Annotated in this window: 33 protein-coding genes and 1 pseudogene; 2 read left to right on the plus strand and 32 right to left on the minus strand. The window is 44.3% G+C overall.

The genetic code is table 11. From position 1 onward, the window contains the following. Nucleotides 1-142: 142 nt before the first annotated feature. The gene (locus tag ACUC6J_RS21600) at nucleotides 143-757 is read right to left on the minus strand and encodes a stage II sporulation protein M (protein WP_044788223.1); all 615 of its coding nucleotides are present in this window, start codon (nucleotides 755-757) and stop codon (nucleotides 143-145) included. 95 nt (nucleotides 758-852) lie between these two features. Between ACUC6J_RS21600 and pdaB the strand changes: the two genes are divergently transcribed. Next, entirely contained in the window at nucleotides 853-1,632 is a 780-nt protein-coding gene (pdaB, locus tag ACUC6J_RS21605; RefSeq protein WP_016818661.1) for a polysaccharide deacetylase family sporulation protein PdaB, read from the plus strand. A 106-nt stretch (nucleotides 1,633-1,738) separates the two neighbouring features. After that, nucleotides 1,739-2,470, plus strand: coding sequence for a spore germination lipoprotein GerD (gene gerD / locus ACUC6J_RS21610; RefSeq protein ID WP_016818660.1), 732 nt, complete (start codon nucleotides 1,739-1,741; stop codon nucleotides 2,468-2,470). 33 nt (nucleotides 2,471-2,503) lie between these two features. Here gerD and ACUC6J_RS21615 read toward each other — a convergent pair whose 3' ends face one another. The 31 genes and pseudogenes from ACUC6J_RS21615 to rpsC all read right to left on the minus strand — a co-directional run bounded on the left by ACUC6J_RS21615 (nucleotide 2,504) and on the right by rpsC (nucleotide 21,125). Then, nucleotides 2,504-3,610, minus strand: coding sequence for an Mrp/NBP35 family ATP-binding protein (locus ACUC6J_RS21615; protein ID WP_447249407.1), 1,107 nt, complete (start codon nucleotides 3,608-3,610; stop codon nucleotides 2,504-2,506). A 59-nt stretch (nucleotides 3,611-3,669) separates the two neighbouring features. Continuing rightward, nucleotides 3,670-4,446, minus strand: a complete 777-nt coding sequence (gene cwlD, locus ACUC6J_RS21620) for an N-acetylmuramoyl-L-alanine amidase CwlD (RefSeq protein WP_107735223.1) — start codon at nucleotides 4,444-4,446, stop codon at nucleotides 3,670-3,672. Between the two features lie 68 nt (nucleotides 4,447-4,514). Beyond that, on the minus strand, nucleotides 4,515-5,684 hold the full coding sequence (gene sat, locus ACUC6J_RS21625; RefSeq protein ID WP_447249408.1) for a sulfate adenylyltransferase: 1,170 nt from the start codon (nucleotides 5,682-5,684) through the stop codon (nucleotides 4,515-4,517). A 55-nt stretch (nucleotides 5,685-5,739) separates the two neighbouring features. Beyond that, nucleotides 5,740-6,432: a phosphoadenylyl-sulfate reductase gene (locus ACUC6J_RS21630; RefSeq protein WP_019688711.1), complete on the minus strand. Its 693-nt coding sequence runs from the start codon at nucleotides 6,430-6,432 to the stop codon at nucleotides 5,740-5,742. Between the two features lie 1,161 nt (nucleotides 6,433-7,593). Then, the gene (gene rpsI, locus ACUC6J_RS21635) at nucleotides 7,594-7,986 is read right to left on the minus strand and encodes a 30S ribosomal protein S9 (protein ID WP_013373250.1); all 393 of its coding nucleotides are present in this window, start codon (nucleotides 7,984-7,986) and stop codon (nucleotides 7,594-7,596) included. A gap of 20 nt (nucleotides 7,987-8,006) precedes the next feature. Beyond that, a complete protein-coding gene (gene rplM / locus ACUC6J_RS21640; protein ID WP_013373251.1) occupies nucleotides 8,007-8,444 on the minus strand; it encodes a 50S ribosomal protein L13 in 438 nt (145 codons plus the stop codon). Between the two features lie 183 nt (nucleotides 8,445-8,627). Next, the gene (gene truA / locus ACUC6J_RS21645; RefSeq protein ID WP_025365929.1) at nucleotides 8,628-9,413 is read right to left on the minus strand and encodes a tRNA pseudouridine(38-40) synthase TruA; all 786 of its coding nucleotides are present in this window, start codon (nucleotides 9,411-9,413) and stop codon (nucleotides 8,628-8,630) included. Between the two features lie 151 nt (nucleotides 9,414-9,564). Next, nucleotides 9,565-9,930: a 50S ribosomal protein L17 gene (gene rplQ, locus ACUC6J_RS21650; RefSeq protein ID WP_013373253.1), complete on the minus strand. Its 366-nt coding sequence runs from the start codon at nucleotides 9,928-9,930 to the stop codon at nucleotides 9,565-9,567. Between the two features lie 34 nt (nucleotides 9,931-9,964). Then, nucleotides 9,965-10,909, minus strand: a complete 945-nt coding sequence (locus ACUC6J_RS21655) for a DNA-directed RNA polymerase subunit alpha (RefSeq protein ID WP_013373254.1) — start codon at nucleotides 10,907-10,909, stop codon at nucleotides 9,965-9,967. Between the two features lie 135 nt (nucleotides 10,910-11,044). Then, nucleotides 11,045-11,440: a 30S ribosomal protein S11 gene (rpsK, locus tag ACUC6J_RS21660; protein ID WP_007432559.1), complete on the minus strand. Its 396-nt coding sequence runs from the start codon at nucleotides 11,438-11,440 to the stop codon at nucleotides 11,045-11,047. 19 nt (nucleotides 11,441-11,459) lie between these two features. Continuing rightward, on the minus strand, nucleotides 11,460-11,828 hold the full coding sequence (gene rpsM / locus ACUC6J_RS21665; RefSeq protein ID WP_007432560.1) for a 30S ribosomal protein S13: 369 nt from the start codon (nucleotides 11,826-11,828) through the stop codon (nucleotides 11,460-11,462). A gap of 21 nt (nucleotides 11,829-11,849) precedes the next feature. Then, on the minus strand, nucleotides 11,850-11,963 hold the full coding sequence (gene rpmJ / locus ACUC6J_RS21670) for a 50S ribosomal protein L36 (RefSeq protein WP_003333770.1): 114 nt from the start codon (nucleotides 11,961-11,963) through the stop codon (nucleotides 11,850-11,852). A 118-nt stretch (nucleotides 11,964-12,081) separates the two neighbouring features. Continuing rightward, nucleotides 12,082-12,297 carry a translation initiation factor IF-1 gene (infA, locus tag ACUC6J_RS21675; protein ID WP_006212898.1) on the minus strand — a complete coding sequence of 72 codons (216 nt, stop codon included), beginning with the start codon at nucleotides 12,295-12,297 and terminating at the stop codon, nucleotides 12,082-12,084. 2 nt (nucleotides 12,298-12,299) lie between these two features. Beyond that, a complete protein-coding gene (locus tag ACUC6J_RS21680) occupies nucleotides 12,300-12,608 on the minus strand; it encodes a KOW domain-containing RNA-binding protein (RefSeq protein ID WP_013373256.1) in 309 nt (102 codons plus the stop codon). 9 nt (nucleotides 12,609-12,617) lie between these two features. After that, nucleotides 12,618-13,156 (minus strand): annotated as a pseudogene (locus ACUC6J_RS21685) (M24 family metallopeptidase). Nucleotides 13,157-13,161: 5 nt separating this feature from the next. Further along, the gene (locus ACUC6J_RS21690) at nucleotides 13,162-13,806 is read right to left on the minus strand and encodes an adenylate kinase (protein WP_123797688.1); all 645 of its coding nucleotides are present in this window, start codon (nucleotides 13,804-13,806) and stop codon (nucleotides 13,162-13,164) included. 90 nt (nucleotides 13,807-13,896) lie between these two features. Continuing rightward, the gene (secY, locus tag ACUC6J_RS21695) at nucleotides 13,897-15,195 is read right to left on the minus strand and encodes a preprotein translocase subunit SecY (RefSeq protein WP_013373259.1); all 1,299 of its coding nucleotides are present in this window, start codon (nucleotides 15,193-15,195) and stop codon (nucleotides 13,897-13,899) included. Further along, nucleotides 15,195-15,635, minus strand: coding sequence for a 50S ribosomal protein L15 (rplO, locus tag ACUC6J_RS21700; RefSeq protein ID WP_013312149.1), 441 nt, complete (start codon nucleotides 15,633-15,635; stop codon nucleotides 15,195-15,197). The genes secY and rplO overlap by 1 nt, the downstream gene beginning before the upstream one ends. Before the next feature lie 43 nt (nucleotides 15,636-15,678). Next, a complete protein-coding gene (rpmD, locus tag ACUC6J_RS21705; RefSeq protein WP_013373260.1) occupies nucleotides 15,679-15,864 on the minus strand; it encodes a 50S ribosomal protein L30 in 186 nt (61 codons plus the stop codon). Nucleotides 15,865-15,876: 12 nt separating this feature from the next. Next, nucleotides 15,877-16,374: a 30S ribosomal protein S5 gene (gene rpsE, locus ACUC6J_RS21710; protein WP_013373261.1), complete on the minus strand. Its 498-nt coding sequence runs from the start codon at nucleotides 16,372-16,374 to the stop codon at nucleotides 15,877-15,879. A gap of 27 nt (nucleotides 16,375-16,401) precedes the next feature. Next, complete coding sequence (rplR, locus tag ACUC6J_RS21715) at nucleotides 16,402-16,770, minus strand: 50S ribosomal protein L18 (protein WP_007432568.1); 369 nt, start codon at nucleotides 16,768-16,770, stop codon at nucleotides 16,402-16,404. A 113-nt stretch (nucleotides 16,771-16,883) separates the two neighbouring features. Further along, entirely contained in the window at nucleotides 16,884-17,426 is a 543-nt protein-coding gene (rplF, locus tag ACUC6J_RS21720) for a 50S ribosomal protein L6 (RefSeq protein ID WP_016818652.1), read from the minus strand. 33 nt (nucleotides 17,427-17,459) lie between these two features. Continuing rightward, on the minus strand, nucleotides 17,460-17,858 hold the full coding sequence (rpsH, locus tag ACUC6J_RS21725; RefSeq protein WP_007432570.1) for a 30S ribosomal protein S8: 399 nt from the start codon (nucleotides 17,856-17,858) through the stop codon (nucleotides 17,460-17,462). Between the two features lie 32 nt (nucleotides 17,859-17,890). After that, nucleotides 17,891-18,076 (minus strand): type Z 30S ribosomal protein S14, encoded by a 186-nt coding sequence (locus ACUC6J_RS21730; protein ID WP_010348808.1) that lies wholly within the window; start codon nucleotides 18,074-18,076, stop codon nucleotides 17,891-17,893. Between the two features lie 75 nt (nucleotides 18,077-18,151). Then, nucleotides 18,152-18,697, minus strand: coding sequence for a 50S ribosomal protein L5 (gene rplE / locus ACUC6J_RS21735; RefSeq protein WP_007432571.1), 546 nt, complete (start codon nucleotides 18,695-18,697; stop codon nucleotides 18,152-18,154). Between the two features lie 31 nt (nucleotides 18,698-18,728). Continuing rightward, nucleotides 18,729-19,082, minus strand: a complete 354-nt coding sequence (gene rplX / locus ACUC6J_RS21740; RefSeq protein ID WP_013312155.1) for a 50S ribosomal protein L24 — start codon at nucleotides 19,080-19,082, stop codon at nucleotides 18,729-18,731. 36 nt (nucleotides 19,083-19,118) lie between these two features. Further along, nucleotides 19,119-19,487 carry a 50S ribosomal protein L14 gene (rplN, locus tag ACUC6J_RS21745; protein ID WP_007432573.1) on the minus strand — a complete coding sequence of 123 codons (369 nt, stop codon included), beginning with the start codon at nucleotides 19,485-19,487 and terminating at the stop codon, nucleotides 19,119-19,121. 34 nt (nucleotides 19,488-19,521) lie between these two features. After that, nucleotides 19,522-19,785 (minus strand): 30S ribosomal protein S17, encoded by a 264-nt coding sequence (rpsQ, locus tag ACUC6J_RS21750; protein ID WP_007432574.1) that lies wholly within the window; start codon nucleotides 19,783-19,785, stop codon nucleotides 19,522-19,524. A 50-nt stretch (nucleotides 19,786-19,835) separates the two neighbouring features. Then, on the minus strand, nucleotides 19,836-20,033 hold the full coding sequence (gene rpmC / locus ACUC6J_RS21755; RefSeq protein ID WP_007432575.1) for a 50S ribosomal protein L29: 198 nt from the start codon (nucleotides 20,031-20,033) through the stop codon (nucleotides 19,836-19,838). After that, nucleotides 20,023-20,457, minus strand: coding sequence for a 50S ribosomal protein L16 (gene rplP, locus ACUC6J_RS21760; protein WP_007432576.1), 435 nt, complete (start codon nucleotides 20,455-20,457; stop codon nucleotides 20,023-20,025). Before rplP ends, rpmC begins: the two co-directional genes overlap by 11 nt. A gap of 2 nt (nucleotides 20,458-20,459) precedes the next feature. Continuing rightward, a complete protein-coding gene (rpsC, locus tag ACUC6J_RS21765) occupies nucleotides 20,460-21,125 on the minus strand; it encodes a 30S ribosomal protein S3 (protein ID WP_007432577.1) in 666 nt (221 codons plus the stop codon). Nucleotides 21,126-21,131 lie beyond the last annotated feature (6 nt).

Consider the following 21,131-nt stretch of genomic DNA (forward strand, 5'->3'; position numbering starts at 1 on the left):
ATTGTTCCAAACTTTACCTGTTTTTAAACTCAACTGCTAAGGTTTCAAACTTACTCCAAGTAATCTTTAATGCTTTTCTTTACGCTCTCCCCTTTGTTATGTTCAATTTTCGGGAAATATATAAATAATTGGCCATATTATTTTAATGCGACAATAAACGATAAGTTATGCCGCTCTCAATCGCAGCTGCTATAAATAGAAAGATGACAGACCATATTGACACGGTCAACGTTTGTTTCAAAAAAACCTCCCACGATGGGCCAGTACCTTTGCGTTTTAGTCCTATGCTTGTACCTAGGGTAGATATTATATTGACCCCAAACTTCAAACCGAAGGCACAGGCGATAATCAAAACAGGCAATTCAATTACACCATGAGGCAATAATCCTTTTACGACAATTTCATACATACTTCTTCCCATATCTGTCTGCAGGTGTACTACAAAACCTAAAACCATTCCGTTCACAATCAAAAATATAAACGGTACGATTCCAAAAAGAGCTCCGGTATATATTACTAGCACGCATTTGATTGCATTGTTGAAAAAGATAAACACAAAAAAACTCCATTGTGGATGCTCAGAGTTCTGCAATCGTTGTGCCACTCCCCCCAGTCCCTCCATTTGTCGTGCCAACATAGACTGAATAACACCTGTACTTAGCCATCCCACTACAATACTTGCGCAGAAAAAAAATGCAGCGATCAAAATTAGCCGTCTTGTCGTGCGTAAATCATAAAAAAATGCTCTTAGTCCCATTTGTTGATTCCTCCTATTAGTCCAATGGAATAATTGACAACCCCTGGCATAGCTTTAAGTAAACAAGCACTTCTAGGATGAAAGGGGCATTAACCATGAATTCTTTTTTCTATGTATTGAACGGCAAAAAAATTAAACGATTCTTGATCGTAATGGCAGCGGCCGTCTTTACTGCCGGGGTCATTTATGTAGAAACCGATAATGTTACGGTTTTTTCCGAGGAAGCGCCAACTGCCGTTTACAGTGTGCCTACGGATAAAAAGCTGATCGCTCTCACGTTCGACATTAGCTGGGGTGATAAGCGTACTGCCCCCATTTTAAAAGTTCTCGAAGATAAAAAAGTGACCAAGTCCACCTTTTTTCTTTCTGCCCCTTGGAGCAAAACACACCCAGAACTCGTGAATCAAATTAAAGAAAGCGGATTTGAGATTGGCAGTCATGGCCATAAACACGAAAACTATAGCAGCTTAAGCGATGAAGAGATTCGTAAGCAGATTTCAACGGCTCATACCACATTAACCGAGCTGACTGGACAATCCCCGAAGTTAATCCGTATGCCTAATGGTGACTTTGACAAAAGGGTACTTCAAGTTGCCAGCACTTTAGGCTACAAAACCATTCAATGGGATACTGACTCCCTGGACTGGAAAAACCCTGGTACGCAGGTCATAATCGACCGTGTTGTAAATAAAGCACATCCCGGTGATATCGTCCTTCTTCATGCCAGTGATTCTTGTAAACAAACTCATGAAGCGTTGCCCATCATTATCGACAAGTTGCGGGCACAAGGCTATGAATTTGTGACTGTATCCGAACTGCTTCAACAAGGTACAGTAAAAGGTAAAGAGGTTCGCGATCAAGCTCTGGGTCTTTAAGGAGTTATTTTACATCGTTCTCAGCTAAAAACCAAAAGCAACTCGACATATTTCTCCCCAATCATCCGCATACTATCCACATTCATGATAAAGGAGGAATACGGCCATGAATTGGACTCGTTTGCGATTTGTTAGCATGGTATGCGTACTGGGCGTTGCACTGAGCGGCTGCGGCTCGGATCAGGGTTCTGCACCTCCCCAGAACAGTTATAAAGAGATGAAAACGATGGTGGTTGATATCCTGAAAAGTGATGATGGAAAAAAAGCCGTAGAAGAAGCCTTAACCGGGGAAAAAGAGGGACAATCCGGTCAAAGTGGTGGAGGAGGTGGATCTGGAGGCAGCATGGGAATGAAAATGCTTATGTCCACACAATCCGCTGAACAGATGAAAATTGCAGTAAAAGATACTTTGATCTCACCTGAATATAAAAAAGAAATCGAAAAAATTATGACTGATCCGCGTTTTGCCGGAGAATTTGCCAAAGCCATCAACAGTCAAAGCAAACAGCTTCATATGCAGCTTATAAAAGACCCTTCTTACCAAAAATCAATTGAAGAGATGCTAAAATCGCCAGAACTGACCAAGATGTATATGGACTTAACTAAAACCCCGGAATATCGCAAACAATCTATGACAGTCATGCATGATGCTATGCAGAATCCGATTTTTCGGCTTGAGGTCATGAATTTACTCAAAACTGTTGTGCAAGAAGAACTTCAACCTAAGGTTGAGAAAAAAGGCGGAGAGCAAGGTGGATCCGGGGATCAAAAGCAAGATGGTGGTGGTGGTGAAGGAGAACAAGGTGGTGGTGAAGGAGGTCAAGGAGGAGGTCAGTAAAAAAAAGGCTGGTTCAACAACCAGCCTTTTTTATTATTCAAATTCCATGCGCAACCCGGTAATTTGGGCGGCTATATCATTATAAATAGCTCCTGTCGCCGACTCCGATTTATATACGGATGGAGAAAAATCGGCTTCTGACGGATGATTATCTGGGATACCCAGCGGAATTTGTGCCAAAAGTTTCGTATGAAGTGTTTCTGCCAACATAGCCCCGCCTCCCCGTCCAAAAACATAGTCTTTTTCTCCTGTGGAGGACACATAATAGGACATGTTCTCCACGACGCCTATGACCTTATGATCCGTTTGAAGGGCCATTGCCCCTGCACGTGCAGCTACAAAAGCTGCCGTCGCATGCGGAGTAGTGACAATGATTTCTTCACTCTGCGGAATCATTTGATGTACGTCAAGTGCTACATCACCAGTACCTGGTGGTAAATCGAGTATCATATAGTCCAGCTTGCCCCATTCGACATCACTAAAAAACTGTCTAAGCATTCTCCCCAGCATGGGACCTCTCCAAATAACAGGATTGTTTTCTCTCACAAAGAAGCCCATGGACATGATTTTGATACCAAATCGTTCCACTGGCTGAATGATACCATCTTCGACAGAAGGTACGTCCTCTACCCCAATCATATCCGGCACACTGAATCCATAGATATCAGCATCAATTAAACCCACTCGCTTACCCTGTCTGGCTAGAGCTGCCGCCAAATTCACAGCTACTGTCGATTTTCCGACACCACCTTTTCCGCTTGCAATGGCAATAAATCGTACGCCAGATGCTGGATTAAGCAGCTCATATTCTTCCATACCAACAGCATGTCCTTTGGTCAAAACCGGATCAGCTACCTCCTCGGTATCCTCTCCATTTTGTATAGCTGACTTTTCAGACTCAGATGCCTCACGAATACGAATATGCACGTGACTTAATCCCGCCTTTTCTAACGTCTGCCGGATTTCCCGATCCAGTTCCGTCCGAGTCTCTTCTTGGCTATCCAGGGTAATAGCAGTCAATGATACCCGATCCTCTTTAACAACCACATCCCGAATAAAATGGAGGTCAACCAAACGGCGCCCCGTTTGAGGCTCTCGCACTTGCTGAAGTAGCTCTATAACTTGCTCTCTCGATTGCATGAATAATCAGCACCTCTGCTTTATTGATTTACGTAGTGGTAAACACTTACAGTATACCACTATCTGGCTTCAGGTGCTGATGAGGTTGCCTTTTCCCCGGCACTGTAACGTAAAATCCCTTTATATATAGATGCGGCCACTTGTCTCTGATAGTTCTCGTCACTGAGTCGTCTGGCTTCCTCTGGATGGGACAAAAATCCGACTTCTACAAGAGCTGCCGGCATTTTGAGTGCCTTTAATAAATAGACGGTGTTTACGGTCTTAGCTACTCTGTCCGTATTTTCCAGGTTGCGCTTGATTTCTTCCTGAATTAAGGATGCCAAATTCTCGTTATCTGCATGATTAGGTACGAAAAAGGTCTGGGCTCCACTCCAACGGCTCGACGGGATACTGTTCATATGAATACTTAAAAAGAGGTCCGCTTTCTGCTCCTCAATCATACGTACCCGTTGCTTTAAATCCTCCGTTTTTCTTCTGGAATAGCCTTTTGTTTCTTGCTGCGCCAGATCGCGGTCATCCTCGCGTGTCATGACGACAACAGCTCCTGCTTGCTGCAAATAATCCCGCAAATAAAAAGCGATCGCCAAGTTAATATCCTTTTCAATGACTCCCTCTTTGCTAACTGCTCCTCCATCAGGTCCTCCGTGTCCGGCATCTATAGCAATTACCTTACCAGTAAGCGGTAGACTCCAATGAATCCATGCTCTCGAAGCAGGTATCTCATACAGTGTCAGCATGATAAATAGAACAGCGAGACAACAGCCTAACAGCATTTTTTGCAGCGTCCGATAGCGAATCCACAGTGTGACCTCTTTTTTACGATTGTTTTTTTGCATAACAAAACGCCTCCGTCCTATACAGATACTAATAATCTATATGGGACGAGGCGTGTAGTTAGTACAACTCAGGCATGAACATATTCTTTCATACCTTCAATCAGCACTTGAGCAACCTCCGGTCGTGTAAATTCCGGTGGCGGACAAACCCCAGAGCGTAACAATTCCCTCACTTTGGTGCCAGAGAGCGTCAAATGATGCTCCTTGGGATGTGGGCATGTTTTACTTGAGGCCATATTTCCACATTGGGTGCAGTAAAAGCTGTGTTCAAAAAACAACGGGGTAATCCCCAGCTCTTCAGGTGTAAAGTGCTTGAAAATTTCCTGTGCTTCATAGGTACCGTAATAGTCCCCTACACCCGCATGATCTCTTCCGACAATAAAATGAGTGCAGCCGAAGTTCTTCCGCACAATAGCATGGAAAATGGCCTCTCTAGGACCAGCGTATCGCATGGCAGCAGGAAAGACCCCCAGAAAGGCTCGATCAGCCGGATAATAGTTGTCCAGCAACACCAGATAGCTCTTCATACGCACATCTGCTGGAACGTCATCTGACTTGGTCTCTCCAACAAGTGGATTTAGAAATAAAGCATCCACAATTTCCATCGCGCTTTTTTGGATGTACTCATGTGCCCGATGTACCGGATTTCTTGTTTGAAAACCGACCACTGTCTTCCAGCCCTTTTCAGCAAAATGGCTACGTGTCTGTGCTGGTGTGTAATAAAATTCGCTAAATTGAGTAGGTTTGGGTCGATTCAGCACTTGCACCGTTCCACCTACATAGGTAGCAGGTCGATCTAACAATTTATTTACGCCAGGATGGGCCGGGTCAGCCGTCTTGAATACACATCTGGCTTCCTCTGCCTGGTCAACCTGATAAATACTCTCAATATCAAGTACAGCATAGATGATACCATCTGTTTCCCCCACCAAAGCCACCTGCTGACCTAGTTTCAGTTCACTGGCTATGGTTTCTACTACTGCAAGAGTAATGGGAATACTCCAGACTGTACCATCAGCAAGACGCATATCCGTTACCACTGAACGATAATCTGACTCATTCATAAATCCCGTCAATGGAGAAAAGGCACCTACTCCAATTAAATCCAGATCAGAAATCGTCCATGGGTTTACAGGGATAGGAAACAATTCACCTGCAGCCTGCAACAGTGCTTCTTGCTGCGGTCCAGTTATATTTCTATCAACGAGCGTTCCGCCATGCGGAAGAATTGCAGTCATGATGCACTTCCTTTCTATTCATAAATAAGTCTCAGAGCTACCTACATACCATTTTTTATTGGTGGAGCCCACACTCCGTTTTCTCATTGCCTGACCAACGGCCAGCACGTGGATCTTCACCTGGCAGGACTTCACGTGTGCATTGCTCACAGCCAATACTGGGAAAATTACGGTCATGCAATGGATTATACAATACATCATGAGTGCGAATATAGTTCCATACATCCTCGGAAGTCCAGCTTGCCAAAGGGTTAAATTTAACGAGACCAAACTTTTCATCATACTCTACCTTTTTTGCATTCGCACGCGTAGGAGCCTGATCGCGACGGATACCGGTAATCCATGCATCGTATTGAGACAGAATGCGTGTCAGCGGCTCAACCTTGCGTATACCACAGCATGCATTAGGATTTGATTTCCACAGCTCCTCTCCATGCTCCGCAGCTTGCTCTTCTGGAGTGATTAAGGGAGAGACTCTAACAAAATCCAAATTGTATCTAGCTTTCATCTGATCACGCGTATCATAAGTTTCTTGAAAATGAAAGTCGGTATCCAAGTAAAAAATATCGGTAGAAGGGCTAATTCTTTGTAGCATATCTACTAGTACTACATCTTCTGCTCCGAAGCTACAAGCAAAGGTGAGGTTGGGAAATGTATGAACAGCATATTGGATAATTTCTTCAGGCGTGGCCTCTTCCAGTTCACTTGCCTTGACTCTAATCAACGCTTCTTTCTCCAATAAATTCATTATCAATGCGCCTCCATATGAAGATTCATAAATAAGTGATACTTCAATGCCGACTAAACTAATAAGATTAAGTACAGTATAAAACTTTCATATTCATTGTCAATCCAAGCAAAATCGTCATACTGTAAACATTTATCATCCCGCATGAAGCAGGAACGTTGTTCTGTCAGCATTCTTAAACGCTCTCCTGCATATTCAACCAAGTTCAGTGGCTATATATAAAATATTCTTATACCAAACGTTTAAAAATTGCCTTAGATTGCTTAATAACTAAAAGTAACTAGTCATAGCAGAGGGTATGCCTGAACGTAAGTATTTTAGGTTAGCGAAAATGCTTCCTCTACTCCACCCGAGACAAAGATATACCCACTACTCGGCTGTCATCGTAATCCTGGATAGCTATGGCTATTATGATCAGGTAGAAATATCTGAGGATAAAAGCGTCCTTCCTTAGAGCCATGATTATCCTTGGATTTGGTCAAGGAAATATAATTAGGGTTCGGTCGTCATATTTACATTTGCATTCAAAGATGAAGCATACGTGGTCGTGCTCAGCTCAAGGTAAACTAGCTCTGACTATAAGGTTTACATCTGAAGAATCCCACTACCAAATCGGGAGCTCTGATGCTAATCGTGCTTCTATTAAGGAATATTACAAAGAAATGGTACCCAGATCGATAATAAGCCTCTCAACGCTCCTATAGCGCTCACAGAGGCCCTCCCTGAGAAATTAAAGCATTCAGATATACAGATAGCCCTTAACGTAACTGGAGCCCTATTTTAGCCCATTCTCAATGGTTAAAAAAACTCACATCATCATCGCCGCAATTACGGAAGCCGAGGAGATGGGCAGTACCAAGCTAAAGATTGCTCTGCAAAAGTTCCCTGATCTTTTTAATTAGTCACAGGTTGTGAACATTACAGGATAAACTGTGTTGAAATAGCAAACTATATTTGTGCATAAGTATACCGATCTTAGTTACATCGTGGATAACTTACGTATTCCAGATAGTATATGCACCTTTTTATGTATCGCAGGGCAGACGTAGCCATAAAATTCCAGTGTAGATCCATTTATCCACATGTAGTTAATGTGCAGCAAATGATCTAAATAAAAAAGAACCCTTTCCATAAGGAAAAGGTTCTTCTGTATTCGAAATATTAACGTTTCGAGAACTGTGGTGCACGACGAGCGGCTTTGAGGCCGTATTTTTTACGTTCTTTCATACGTGGGTCACGAGTCAAGAATCCTGCTTTTTTCAAAGCTGGACGGAATTCTGGGTCTGCTTTCAACAGAGCACGGGAAATACCGTGGCGAATTGCGCCTGCTTGACCAGAGATACCACCACCATGAGCGATAACGAGTACGTCATAGCTACCAAGTGTTTCTGTCAGATTCAGTGGTTGTTTTACGATCAGTTTGAGAGTTTCCAAACCGAAATATTCATTAATATCACGCTTATTGATGACAATGCGTCCTTCACCCGGTACGAGACGAACACGAGCTACCGAATGTTTACGACGACCTGTCCCATAGTATTGTACTTGTGCCATGAAACTGTCCTCCCTTTTAATTATCCGCGAAGTTCGTAAACTTCAGGTTTTTGTGCTGCATGTGGATGCTCTGTACCTCTGTAAGCTTTAAGTCTCAGCTTCATTTTGTCGCCTTGACGAGTTTTAGGAAGCATACCGTGAACAGCCAATTCCAACATACGTTCAGGTTTGTTCTTAACCATATCTTGTGCAACTGTTACTTTCAGACCACCTGGGTGCAGGGAGTGACGATAGTATTTTTTGTTCTCCATTTTTTTACCGGTCAATACGATTTTCTCCGCATTGATTACAACAACAAAATCACCTGTGTCCACATGTGGTGTAAACTGTGGCTTGTGTTTGCCGCGAATCAACGCAGCCGCTTCGCTTGCCAGACGGCCGAGCGTTTTGCCTTCGGCATCAATGATGTGCCAATTGCGCTCAACTTCATTTGGCTTCGCCATATACGTAGTACGCATGAAAAGTATCCTCCTTAAGTTCGTTAACAGAAATCATCATTTATCTTCGTTCGTTAAGTTGCTGCATTATCGATGGATTAGATGTTGCTATAAAGTGATTATCTTAATTGGGGCTGTGGGAAAGCCATTAAGAAAACACAACTTTTATATTACAGGATAACCATCAATTCTGCAAGGAAAAAATCAATGTTTTTTGATGTTTTCTTCGTACTCTACATTCCAGAGCGTTAAAGCGTGTCCAACGGCTGTAGGGCCAGCCTTTGAACGGTTTTTTGCTTCCAAAATGGAAGGAATATCATCCGGCGATTTTTTGCCTTCTCCCACTTCCAGCAAAGTCCCCATTATAATCCGAACCATGTGCTGCAAAAATCCGCTACCTGTAATATAAGTATGAATAATTCCCTGATCGTCCGACCCTGGACGTGAAAAGGAATGGTCTACCGTTATATAGGCTTCGTAAATAGTGCGAACATGATTCGTCTTTTGGGAACGTCGAGATGCGAACGAAGTATAGTCAAAGGTGCCCACTAAATGAGCCAACCCCTTTTCCATCGCTCTTACATCCAGACTCGTTGGATGATGGGCCTGTGTACGACGGTGAAAGATGTCTGGAAACCGGTTCGCATTAATACTGTACCGATACGTCTTCCGCTTCGCCATGCGGCGTGCATGAAAGGACAGTGGCACCTCTCTCGCATCCGTAACGATGATATCACGAGGCAGCCAGGCATTAAGTGCCAGACACCAGCGATGTATCGGAATCGGCGATTCAGTATGAAAATTGAATACCTGCCCGTATGCATGCACACCTGCATCTGTACGTCCTGAGCCCGTAATTTTAAGACGTTCGCCCGTCAATGAGTATATAGCATTTTCAAGACAGTCCTGAATGGTGTTGCCACTAGGCTGCGTCTGAAAGCCATCATAGTGGGTTCCATCATAGTTCACCTTCATGCACAAGTTCCGCATGCTTCTCACACCTTTGCAGGGGTATTCTCTGGTCTTACAGGAAATAACCGAACATAACAAAGGAGAAGCCCCTCAAGGACTCCTCCAAGAGAAAAAAAGGGTTGTTCAGAATCAAGCCGATTCTGTCCACCCTTCCCTCATCTTCGCCTGTTTACGCGCGGTCAACCAATTCCAGATATACCATTGGAGCGGCGTCGCCACGACGAGGTCCCAGTTTCAAGATACGAGTGTATCCACCTGGACGCTCATTGTAACGTGTAGCCAATTCGCTAAACAGCTTTTGGATTGCATCCTGCTCACCATCCAAAGTTTCACGGCGAACGAACGCAGCCACTTGACGACGTGCGTGCAGATCTCCTTTTTTCGCTTTGGTGATCAGTTTTTCAGCAATAGAACGAACTTCTTTCGCTTTAGCCTCAGTAGTTTGGATACGCTCATACAAGAACAGATCGGTTACCAAATCACGAAACAAAGCTTTACGGGCACTGGAATTACGGCCCAATTTTTGGTATGCCATGTAGTTTCCCCTCCTTCACAAAAACGTTGCTGTGCTATTCTTCCGTACGAAGTCCTAAACCAAGTTCCTCGAGCTTCTCTTGTACTTCTTCCAAAGATTTGCGACCCAAGTTACGGACCTTCATCATATCTTCTTCAGATTTAGTCGTGAGTTCTTGTACCGTATTGATACCAGCGCGCTTAAGGCAGTTATAGGAACGGACGGAGAGATCCAGCTCTTCGATCGTCATTTCAAGAACTTTTTCTTTCTTGTCTTCTTCTTTTTCGACCATAATCTCTGCATCTTTTGCTTCATCCGTGAGACCCACGAATAGCATCACATGCTCGGTCAAAATTTTGGCTCCAAGGCTCACAGCTTCTTCAGGACGAATAGTTCCGTCTGTCCAAACCTCAAGTGTCAGCTTGTCATAATTCGTAACCTGGCCGACACGCGTATTTTCTACGCCGTAGTTCACGCGTGCAATCGGAGTGTAGATGGAGTCGACGGGAATGACGCCGATCGGCTGGTCATCACGTTTATTCCGATCCTGCTTAACGTAACCGCGACCGCGATTGGCAAAAATACGCATGTGAAGTCTCGAACCCGGTCCGAGCGTTGCAATGTGAAGATCCGGATTAAGAATTTCCACATCGCTATCCGCACGGATATCACCTGCCGTTACAACTCCTTCGCCTTCCGCATCGATTTCGAGTACTTTCTCTTCATCTGAGTGGATTTTAAGCGATAAAGCTTTCAAGTTCAGAATGATCTCCGTTACGTCTTCCTTCACACCGGGAACCGTTGCAAACTCGTGCAGAACCCCATCGATCTGAACCGATGTGACTGCTGCCCCCGGTAACGAGGATAACAGAATACGGCGAAGCGAGTTCCCCAGCGTCGTACCGTATCCGCGTTCCAGCGGTTCTACTACGAATTTTCCATAGGTGCCATCATCATTGACGTCAACCGTCTCAATTTTCGGCTTTTCGATTTCTATCACTGCAATATCCCTCCTTCAAAACGTCGCTCCTATATGAAACATTCACCTTATCCATAGTCTATCATGCAGTATACCTAAACATCCATTCTTGGCAGTTTGTGCCGGATCTATACTACACGCAGAGGAGAAATCTCATTAGACGCGACGACGTTTTGGAGGACGGCATCCGTTATGAGGTACCGGAGTTACGTCTTTGATCAGGTTAACTTCCAGACCAGCAGCTTGCAAAGAGCGGATTGCTGCTTCGCGACCTGCACCAGGTCCTTTAACCATGACTTCGACTGTCTTCATGCCGTGTTCCATAGCAGCTTTAGCAGCAGTTTCTGCGGCCATTTGCGCTGCGAATGGAGTAGATTTACGGGAACCACGGAATCCCATGCCGCCTGAGCTGGCCCAAGAGATTGCGTTACCGTGTGGGTCTGTGATCGTAACGATCGTGTTGTTGAACGTGGAACGGATGTGTGCCACGCCACTCTCGATATTTTTACGGTCACGGCGTTTTGTGCGTACAACTTTTTTCGGTTTAGCCATTGAATGTTATCCTCCCTTCTTATTTCTTCTTGTTCGCTACAGTCCGACGAGGACCTTTACGGGTACGAGCATTAGTTTTAGTACGTTGTCCGCGAACAGGCAATCCACGACGGTGACGAACACCACGGTAGCAGCCAATCTCAGTCAGACGTTTAATATTCAAGGAAATTTCACGACGCAGATCGCCTTCTACTTTAACTTCTTTGTCGATCGTTTCACGTAATTTGCTCACTTCATCTTCAGTCAAATCACGAACACGCGTGTTTGCACTGATGCCTGTTTCCTTCAAAATTTTCTGAGAAGTCGTCTTACCGATTCCGAAAATGTAAGTCAAGGCGATCTCAACGCGTTTGTCACGTGGCAAATCCACACCAGCTATACGAGCCATTTTACGCTACACCCCCTTCTATTAACCTTGTTTTTGTTTGTGTTTCGGATTTTCGCAAATAACCATTACATTCCCTTTGCGGCGAATGACTTTGCATTTCTCGCAAATAGGTTTTACAGAAGGTCTTACCTTCATGTTGATTACCTCCTCCAAGCTTTACCCTGGTAAAACTCGCTTCGTGAACATTCACATCGTTTTGCCGAGCAAAACAAGTTTTTTTAAATGACGTACGTTTAATAAAAACCTGCATGAATTACTTGCGGTACGTTATACGGCCTTTGGTTAAATCGTAAGGCGATAACTGTACAACCACCTTGTCGCCTGTCAAAATACGGATAAAGTGCATCCGCAGCTTTCCGGAAACATGAGCAAGAATTTGATGACCGTTCTCCAGCTCTACCTTGAACGTAGCGTTCGGCAGTGGCTCGATTACCGTACCTTCAACCTCAATGACATCTTCTTTGGCCAAAGTCAGTCTCCTTTCTCTTCAGCTTGGTATTCGGACGAGTCCAGGAAAGTTTTCACTGCATGCCGCAGTTTTCCGTTCGTCACCCGACCGCTTTCGTTTAAACTATTTACAATCTCGCTACTAATCTTTGGCTGAGGTACCAAATGAAGAACATTTTTCTTCTTCGCTTGATCAAACTTTCGTTTATCCCCATCCGCAATATACACAAACCTGCTATCTGCTATTGAAACGACAACCGCAATCTGTCCGGCACCTCTGCCCTTCAGAATCTTCACCAGCTGACCGATTTGCAGGTTTCCTTGCTGATTCATTCCAATCACCTACGCACTCAGTTTCGTGAAAATGTCCATGCCGTCCGCTTCGCACGTCACCACTTGCTCAAAATGAGTACAAGTGATTACGTTCATCGTAACGACCGTCCAGTTGTCTTCCAGCGTCCTACAAGGCGAGCACCTATTGGAATCATTGATTCAATAGCCAGCACAATGCCGATTTTCAGCCTCGGCCCCTGCTCAGGAATACCACGGTTTGGATTCTCAATATATTGCCGAATGGCATGCGACATTGTAAACTGGCGAGTTTTCGTAATGACATCGCCTTTGTTTAACTTGCGTTTGCCGGGAAATCCGTGCACCAGTTGTTCGTTGACTGAAGCGCAAATGCTAGCAGGAAAACCGTTATAACCTTTAAAAGACGGCACAGCTCCCTGACTGCGAATATACCGATCAGCTAAATGATCAAGTTCACCGGTCGTAATACCGGGCTCGATGTGTCCTGCTAAGAAATAACTCGTTGCCGAATTCATTTTCCTAGCTTTCCTCATAAAGCTTGATTCCGTCCCCGACTTGCAAATGATCATTACAGCTAACCCCGCAACAAGGACACGATATTTTGGGAAACCACATCAATATCCTGTTCTCCGTCAATATGACGCAGAAGATTCTGGTTCTCATAAAACGTGAGGAGTGGTGCTGTTTTATTACTATATTCGTCAAGTCGTGTTCTTACGCTATCTTCGTTATCGTCAGGACGCTGATAGAGTTCACCACCGTCTTTATCGCAAATGCCTTCAACCTTAGGAGGATTAAAGACAATATGATAGCTAGCTCCGCAGCTTTTACAAACTCGCCGTCCTGTGATTCGTGCCAACAAGTTGTCACGATCCACTTTCAGGTTGATGACATCATCCAGCTTCGTATTCAAACGGCCCAAAATTTGATCCAAGGCTTCAGCTTGAGCTAAAGTTCTTGGAAAACCATCCAGCAAGAAACCTTTCTTGCAATCAGGCTGCTGCAGCCGTTCTTCAACGATACCGATTGTTACATCATCCGGAACAAGTTCACCCTTGTCAATATACTCTCTGGCTTTAATGCCAATAGGTGTTCCCTGTTTCATCGCTAGGCGAAAAGCATCACCTGTCGAGATATGAGGAATGCCGAACTCCTTCACAATGACATCTGCTTGTGTACCTTTACCAGCCCCCGGAGGGCCCATGATCAAAATATTCACAATCTGTCACTCCTCAAGACGACCCCTACACAAGAAACAGCACAAAAGGTGCCGGTAAGCATGCGAACATCCTATGCCGGTACCTATTGCCTATTTGTTGATGAAGCCTTTGTAATGGCGTTTGATCAGTTGGCTTTCGATTTGCTTCATCGTATCCAATGCTACACCAATAATGATGAGCAATGAAGTACCGCCAATTTGCACGGAACGAGGCAAGCCCGAAAGCGAACCGAAGAATACCGGCAAAACGGATATGACTGCCAGGAACAAAGCTCCTGTCATTGTCAAACGTGACATTACTCGTGTCAAGTATTTCTCCGTGGCTTTACCTGGGCGAATGCCTGGGATATAACCGCCGTTTTTCTTCATATTGTCGGCCATTTGCTGCGGATTCATCTGTACAAAGGTATAGAAGAATGTGAAACCGATAATCATTACGACATACAAAACCATGCCCAGTGGCTTGTCATAATACAAGTAAGTGGTAATCCACTTAGCCCAAGCATGATCTGCCCAGAAACTCGCAATAATTGTCGGGAATTGCAGCAATGATACCGCAAAGATTACCGGAATAACGCCTGCCGCATTAATTTTCATCGGAATATGCGTATTCTGGCCACCGTACATTTTGTTGCCAACTACACGTTTTGCGTATTGTACTGGAATTTTCCGAATACCTTGCTGGATGTAGATAACACCAACGATAATCAGAACAACCACCAAGGCAATGATAATTGCCTTCAGAATATTCATAAACAGCTGATCTGCTTGAATAAACTGAGATTCTACAATCGTCCGAATATGTCTTGGAATACCTGCCGCGATCCCTGCAAAGATTACAATAGAGATACCATTACCGATTCCCTTTTCGGTAATTTGCTCACCGAGCCACATAAGGAACGTAGTTCCTGCAGTAAGCACAATGGCAATAACCAGATAATCAGCAAAAGTAGCACCTGGAATCATCGCTGCACCGTACAGTCGATTAAATCCAATCGACGTTCCGAATGCTTGGATTAAGCCCAGTATTACAGTACCATACCGTGTAATTTGAGCCAATTTCTTTTTACCATGCTCTCCTTGTTTAGCCCATTCCGCAAGTTTCGGAATCACGTCCATTGACAGCAACTGTACAATGATGGACGCTGTAATATATGGCATAATCCCGAGGGCGAAGATCGAAAACTGATACAACGCGCCCCCTGAGAAGGTGTTAAGGAGTCCAAACAACTCGCTTCCTGCCTGATCCTGAGAAGTAAAGACTTGCTTATTCACACCGGGAACCGGCACGAAGGAGCCAATACGATATACAAAGAGTATAAACAGGGTAAACAGGATTCGGGTTCTAAGATCCTCAACCCGCCATATATTTTTCAGGGTCTTGAACATTAGATCACCTCGGTTTTACCGCCGGCAGCTTCAATTTTCTCTACCGCAGATTGAGAGAACTTGTTCGCTTTAACTGTCAATTTCACAGTGATTTCACCGTTACCCAGAATTTTAATTCCGGATTTCGCGTTCTTCACAATACCATTGTTCAGCAAAAACTCAGGGCTTACTTCTGTACCCGCTGCAAAACTGTTCAAATCTTCGATATTCAAAACCGCATACTCTTTACGAGTAGGATTTACGAAACCGCGTTTAGGCAAGCGACGATACAGTGGGTTTTGACCACCCTCGAAGCCCGGACGTACACCACCGCCGGAACGAGCGTTTTGACCCTTATGACCACGACCAGAAGTTTTACCCGTACCGCTACTAGGACCACGACCCAAACGTTTACGTTCTTTGCGGGAGCCTGGAGCTGGGGAAAGCTCATGTAACTTCATCGTTCGTTGCACCTCCTTGATTATTGTTAAAATACTTTATTGCTTAAGCCTCGATTTCTTTAACAGAAACCAAATGGCTAACTTGATTAATCATCCCGCGAATCGCTGCATTGTCGGGTTGAACTACTTTATGGTTGATTTTACGCAAGCCGAGCGTTTTAACAGTCGTTCTCTGAGTACCAGGACGGCCGATCAACGAACGAACGAGGGTAATTTCTAATTTCGCCATGATATTCCCTCCTTAGCCCAGCAGCTCTTCGATGGATTTGCCGCGCAATTTAGCAACATCTTCAGCGCGTTTCAAGCGGGACAAACCTTCCAAAGTCGCATTGACCATATTCATGGAATTCGAAGAACCCAAAGATTTTGTCAAGATATCACCTACACCAGCAAGTTCCAGAACTGCACGAACTGGACCACCAGCGATAACCCCAGTACCTTCCGATGCCGGTTTCAACAGAACCCGGCCAGCACCGAACTTACCTGTAACAAGGTGAGGAATTGTTGTGCCTACGAGTGGAACGTGAACCAGGTTTTTCTTAGCATCTTCAATACCTTTGCGAATCGCATCAGGTACTTCGCCCGCTTTACCGATTCCAGCGCCTACCCAGCCGTTGCCGTCGCCCACTACTACCAGAGCACTGAAGCTAAAACGGCGTCCGCCTTTGACAACTTTAGCTACACGATTAATATTTACTACTCTTTCAGTCAGTTCCAAAGTATTCGGATCTACACGCAAGTCGTTAACCTCCTTTTGAGAAATGTCTTAGAATTCAAGGCCTGCTTCGCGAGCTGCATCAGCCAAAGCTTGAATCCGTCCATGATACAAGTATCCACCACGATCAAATACGATGTTAGCATGGCCTTTTTCTTTCGCACGTTTAGCAACGAGTTCGCCAACCTTACGAGCTGCTTCTACACTACCACCGTTTTTGATTTCGCTGCTCAGTTCTTTATCCATAGTGGATGCAGAAACCAATGTTACACCAGCAACATCATCAATCAGTTGTGCGTAGATATGCTTGGAAGAGCGGAATACGTTCAAACGAGGACGTACAGCCGTACCTTCGATTTTCTTACGTACACGCAGATGTCTTCTGACACGTGCTTTATTTTTATCTTGTTTTGTAATCATCTCAAGTTTTCACTCCCTTCAGTTTGCCTTTTAAAACTTTATACTAAGACGCACTGGGTAAAAAAGAGTACAAGTCTTTCCAGTAGAAAGACCGCACAAAGTCGGTAAGAAACTTATTTCTTCTTACCGGCTTTACCTTCTTTACGGATGATGCGCTCGCCTTCGTATTTAATCCCTTTACCTTTGTACGGTTCAGGTTCACGAACGGAACGAATCTTAGCAGCATAGGCACCTACACGCTCTTTATCAATTCCGCGAACGATAATTTTAGTGTTCGAAGGAACTTCGAACTCGATGCCCGCTTCCGGTGTAATTTCAACCGGGTGAGAGTATCCAACGTTCAGAACGATTTTATCTCCGGATTTGCTTGCACGATATCCGACCCCAACCAGCTCCAGAGATTTTGAAAAACCTTCAGTTACACCACTTACCATGTTATTGACAACGCTGCGGGTTGTTCCATGCAAAGAGCGGTGAAGTTTATTGTCCGAAGGACGAACTACATTAATTTCATTATTTTCCACAGTAACGGACATGTCTTTATGAAGCTCACGAGTCAATGTTCCTTTAGGACCTTTAACTGTGATCACTGTGTTGTTCAAAGTCACGTCAACACCACTTGGTACTGTGATTGGTTTACGACCAATACGGGACATATCTGTTGCACCTCCTATCTTTTAAACGTTAAATTACCAAACGTAGCAAACCACTTCTCCGCCGGCTTTGGACTGACGCGCTTCTTTGTCGGTCATGATACCTTTGGATGTTGAAATGATTGCGATCCCAAGTCCACCCAATACGCGTGGAATCTCATTGCTCTTCGTGTAAACGCGAAGACCTGGTTTACTGATTCTTTTCAAACCTGTGATAACACGCTCGTTGTTCGCACCGTATTTCAAGAAAATACGGATGATCCCTTGTTTGCTATCTTCAACAAATTCCGCATCACGAATGAATCCTTCACGTTTCAGGATGTCGGCGATTTGTTTTTTCATTGTAGATGCAGGCATTTCTACTGTTTCGTGGCGAACAGTGTTCGCGTTACGAATACGAGTAAGCATATCTGCAATTGGATCAGACATAGTCATTGTGTATAAACCTCCTTCCCAAACAGGACTTTTTACCAGCTTGCTTTTTTCACGCCAGGAATCTGGCCTTTATAAGCTAATTCACGGAAGCAAATTCTGCAGATCTTAAACTTTTGCAGCACCGAATGTGGACGACCACAACGTTCGCAACGAGTATAAGCACGAACTTTAAACTTTGGTGCGCGTTGTTGTTTGACTTTCATTGAAGTTTTTGCCACTTAGCCTGACACCTCCTAAATAGTTTCGGAGAACAGGGTGTCTTTAAATCAGACGCCCGAAACGTTATGCCAACATTATTTCGCGAAAGGCATGCCCAGCTGAGTCAGAAGCTCACGGGACTCTTCGTCAGTCTTGGCAGTCGTTACGATAACGATGTCCATACCACGAACTTTATCAACTTGATCATACTCGATTTCCGGGAAGATCAACTGTTCTTTCAGACCAAGCGTGTAGTTACCACGTCCGTCGAAAGCTTTTGTTGATACACCATGGAAGTCACGTACGCGAGGAAGTGTAATGTTGAACAATTTGTCCAAGAAATAATACATACGCTCGCCACGAAGTGTTACCTTTACACCAATCGGCATGTTTTCACGCAATTTAAAACCTGCGATAGATTTTTTCGCGCGAGTGATAACTGGTTTTTGACCAGCGATCAGCTGCATGTCGTTGAGAGCCGAATCAAGCACTTTGGAGTTTTGAACTGCGTCGCCAACACCCATGTTGATTACAACTTTCTCGATTTTAGGCACTTGCATCACTGTTGTATAGTTGAACTTCTGCATCAAAGCAGGAGTGATTTCTTTCAAGAAACGTTCTTTCATTCTTGTTGTTGCCATGAATCATAGTCCTCCTTTCTTCAAAAAATAATTAGTCGATCACTTCGCCTGAACGTTTTGCAATGCGCACTTTTTTTCCGTTGTCCAAAACCTTGTAACCCACACGAGTTACTTTTCCGCTCTTCGGATCAATGTGCATAACGTTGGAAACGTGAATCGGAGCTTCTTTCTCGATGATGCCGCCTTGCGGATTCAGCTGATTAGGCTTTTGGTGTTTTTTAATCATGTTAACACCTTCCACAAGCACACGGTTTTGACGAGGGTAAGCAGCGATAACGCGACCTTTTTTACCTTTATCTTTACCTGTAATCACCAGAACAGTGTCGTCTTTCTTGACGTGCAGCTTGTTGTTATGGGATTCCAGAACTTTTTTCACTTTTGGCATTTCGTACACCTCCTACGGGCACATTTTAAGGTGAATTTAGATCACTTCCGGAGCCAAGGAAACGATTTTCATGAAGTCCTTGTCACGAAGTTCGCGAGCAACTGGTCCGAAAATACGAGTACCGCGTGGGCTCTTGTCTTCTTTAACGACCACTGCTGCGTTCTCATCAAATCCGATGTAGGAACCGTCTTTACGGCGGATAGAACGTTTAGTGCGAACGACAACCGCTCTTACTACATCACCCTTTTTGACAACGCCGCCTGGTGTTGCTTGTTTTACGGAACAAACGATCAGGTCACCAATTTGAGCTGTACGACGTCCCGTACCACCGAGCACACGGATACACATCAGTTCCTTCGCGCCGGAATTGTCAGCTACAGTCAAACGTGTAAATGGTTGAATCATTTATTTATCCTCCTTTCGGAAAAACTACACTACATTAGATTATAACAGCTTTTTCAACGATTTCGACCAGTCTCCAGTTTTTGTCTTTGGACAAAGGACGAGTTTCCATGATTTTAACAGTATCACCGATTTGTGCAGTGTTGTTTTCATCATGAGCTTTGAATTTTTTAGTCACTTTAATGCGTTTATGATAGAGATCATGTTTTTTGTAAGTTTCTACAGCAATCACAATCGTTTTATCCATTTTGTCGCTGACTACTTTACCGACTAATACTTTACGGGCATTACGTTCGCTCATTGTTGGCCTCCTTCCTAATTACAGGCGGAATTTCCACCCGGTCTAATATCTTAGCTAATCCCAAGTTCTCTTTCACGGATCACAGTTTTAGCACGAGCAATTTCCTTACGCACAGCACCGATCCGAGTCGGGTTATCAAGCTGACCGGTAGCGAGTTGAAAACGAAGGTTGAAAAGTTCTTCTTTAAAACCAGAGATCTTTTGTTCGATTTCAGCAGTGGTAAGGTTGCGGAATTCACTAGCCTTCATTTGCTTCACCACCCAATTCTTCACGTTTCACAAACTTAGTTTTGATTGGCAGTTTGTGAGCGGCAAGACGCATTGCTTCACGAGCAATTTCTTCCGGTACACCAGCAAGTTCAAACATGATCTTACCTGGTTTCACTACTGCAACCCATTTTTCTACGTTACCTTTACCACTACCCATACGAACCTCAAGAGGCTTTTGAGTAATTGGTTTGTCAGGGAATATTTTAATCCAAACCTTACCACCACGTTTGATGTAACGAGTCATCGCAATACGAGCAGCTTCGATTTGACGGTTAGTGATCCATGCTGGTTCAGTAGCTTGCAAACCGTACTCACCGAAATTCAGTGTAGTACCGCCTTTTGCACGACCCTTCATATGACCACGTTGTTGTTTACGATGTTTTACGCGTTTAGGTACCAACATGATTAGTTGCCTCCTTCCTGAGGAGCTTGTTTCTTAGCCGGAGGAAGAACCTCTCCACGATAGATCCATACTTTTACGCCAAGACGGCCATAAGTAGTATGAGCCTCTGCTGTACCGTAGTCGATGTCAGCACGAAGCGTATGCAGTGGAACAGTTCCTTCGCTGTATCCTTCGGAACGAGCGATTTCGGCACCGCCAAGACGTCCGCCTACTTGAGTTTTAATTCCTTTTGCACCGGAACGCATAGTTCTTTGAATTGCTTGTTTCAACGCACGACGGAAAGAAACACGACGTTCCAATTGTTGTGCAATGCTTTCAGCAACAAGAATTGCATCCAGTTCAGGATTTTTAATTTCAGAGATATTGATGTGTACCTTTTTACCGCCTGCGATTTTAGTGATTTCATTACGCAGATTTTCAACTTCGGAACCACCCTTACCGATAACCATACCTGGTTTCGCAGTGTGAATCGTTACGTTGACACGGTTAGCTGCTCTCTCGATTTCAACACGGGATACAGCGGAGTCTTTCAATCTTTTCTTCAGATGCTCACGAATCTTAACGTCTTCTAGCAAAAGATCACCGAAATCTTTGCCTGCATACCATTTGGATTCCCAATCACGGATAATACCGATTCGGAGTCCGACGGGATTTACCTTTTGGCCCACACGTTT

It is taken from the genome of Paenibacillus sp. JJ1683 (assembly GCF_053006485.1).

Coding starts and splice junctions, on each gene's coding strand:
- rplM (WP_013373251.1), bottom strand. CDS start 8,444: ATGCGTACTACGTATATGGCGAAGCCAAATGAAGTTGAGCGCAATTGG.
- rplQ (WP_013373253.1), bottom strand. CDS start 9,930: ATGGCATACCAAAAATTGGGCCGTAATTCCAGTGCCCGTAAAGCTTTG.
- rpsI (WP_013373250.1), bottom strand. CDS start 7,986: ATGGCACAAGTACAATACTATGGGACAGGTCGTCGTAAACATTCGGTA.
- gerD (WP_016818660.1), top strand. CDS start 1,739: ATGAATTGGACTCGTTTGCGATTTGTTAGCATGGTATGCGTACTGGGC.
- ACUC6J_RS21600 (WP_044788223.1), bottom strand. CDS start 757: ATGGGACTAAGAGCATTTTTTTATGATTTACGCACGACAAGACGGCTA.
- secY (WP_013373259.1), bottom strand. CDS start 15,195: ATGTTCAAGACCCTGAAAAATATATGGCGGGTTGAGGATCTTAGAACC.
- rplO (WP_013312149.1), bottom strand. CDS start 15,635: ATGAAGTTACATGAGCTTTCCCCAGCTCCAGGCTCCCGCAAAGAACGT.
- rplE (WP_007432571.1), bottom strand. CDS start 18,697: ATGGCAACAACAAGAATGAAAGAACGTTTCTTGAAAGAAATCACTCCT.
- rplX (WP_013312155.1), bottom strand. CDS start 19,082: ATGCCAAAAGTGAAAAAAGTTCTGGAATCCCATAACAACAAGCTGCAC.
- rpsK (WP_007432559.1), bottom strand. CDS start 11,440: ATGGCTAAACCGAAAAAAGTTGTACGCACAAAACGCCGTGACCGTAAA.
- rplR (WP_007432568.1), bottom strand. CDS start 16,770: ATGATTACAAAACAAGATAAAAATAAAGCACGTGTCAGAAGACATCTG.
- rpmJ (WP_003333770.1), bottom strand. CDS start 11,963: ATGAAGGTAAGACCTTCTGTAAAACCTATTTGCGAGAAATGCAAAGTC.
- rpmC (WP_007432575.1), bottom strand. CDS start 20,033: ATGAAGGCTAGTGAATTCCGCAACCTTACCACTGCTGAAATCGAACAA.
- rpsM (WP_007432560.1), bottom strand. CDS start 11,828: ATGGCTCGTATAGCTGGTGTGGATTTGCCACGTGACAAACGCGTTGAG.
- truA (WP_025365929.1), bottom strand. CDS start 9,413: ATGCGGAACTTGTGCATGAAGGTGAACTATGATGGAACCCACTATGAT.
- pdaB (WP_016818661.1), top strand. CDS start 853: ATGAATTCTTTTTTCTATGTATTGAACGGCAAAAAAATTAAACGATTC.
- ACUC6J_RS21615 (WP_447249407.1), bottom strand. CDS start 3,610: ATGCAATCGAGAGAGCAAGTTATAGAGCTACTTCAGCAAGTGCGAGAG.
- rpmD (WP_013373260.1), bottom strand. CDS start 15,864: ATGGCGAAATTAGAAATTACCCTCGTTCGTTCGTTGATCGGCCGTCCT.
- ACUC6J_RS21630 (WP_019688711.1), bottom strand. CDS start 6,432: ATGAATTTATTGGAGAAAGAAGCGTTGATTAGAGTCAAGGCAAGTGAA.
- sat (WP_447249408.1), bottom strand. CDS start 5,684: ATGACTGCAATTCTTCCGCATGGCGGAACGCTCGTTGATAGAAATATA.
- rplF (WP_016818652.1), bottom strand. CDS start 17,426: ATGTCCCGTATTGGTCGTAAACCAATCACAGTACCAAGTGGTGTTGAC.
- rpsQ (WP_007432574.1), bottom strand. CDS start 19,785: ATGAGCGAACGTAATGCCCGTAAAGTATTAGTCGGTAAAGTAGTCAGC.
- rpsH (WP_007432570.1), bottom strand. CDS start 17,858: ATGACTATGTCTGATCCAATTGCAGATATGCTTACTCGTATTCGTAAC.
- rplP (WP_007432576.1), bottom strand. CDS start 20,457: ATGTTGGTACCTAAACGCGTAAAACATCGTAAACAACAACGTGGTCAT.
- ACUC6J_RS21680 (WP_013373256.1), bottom strand. CDS start 12,608: ATGAATCAGCAAGGAAACCTGCAAATCGGTCAGCTGGTGAAGATTCTG.
- rplN (WP_007432573.1), bottom strand. CDS start 19,487: ATGATTCAACCATTTACACGTTTGACTGTAGCTGACAATTCCGGCGCG.
- cwlD (WP_107735223.1), bottom strand. CDS start 4,446: ATGCAAAAAAACAATCGTAAAAAAGAGGTCACACTGTGGATTCGCTAT.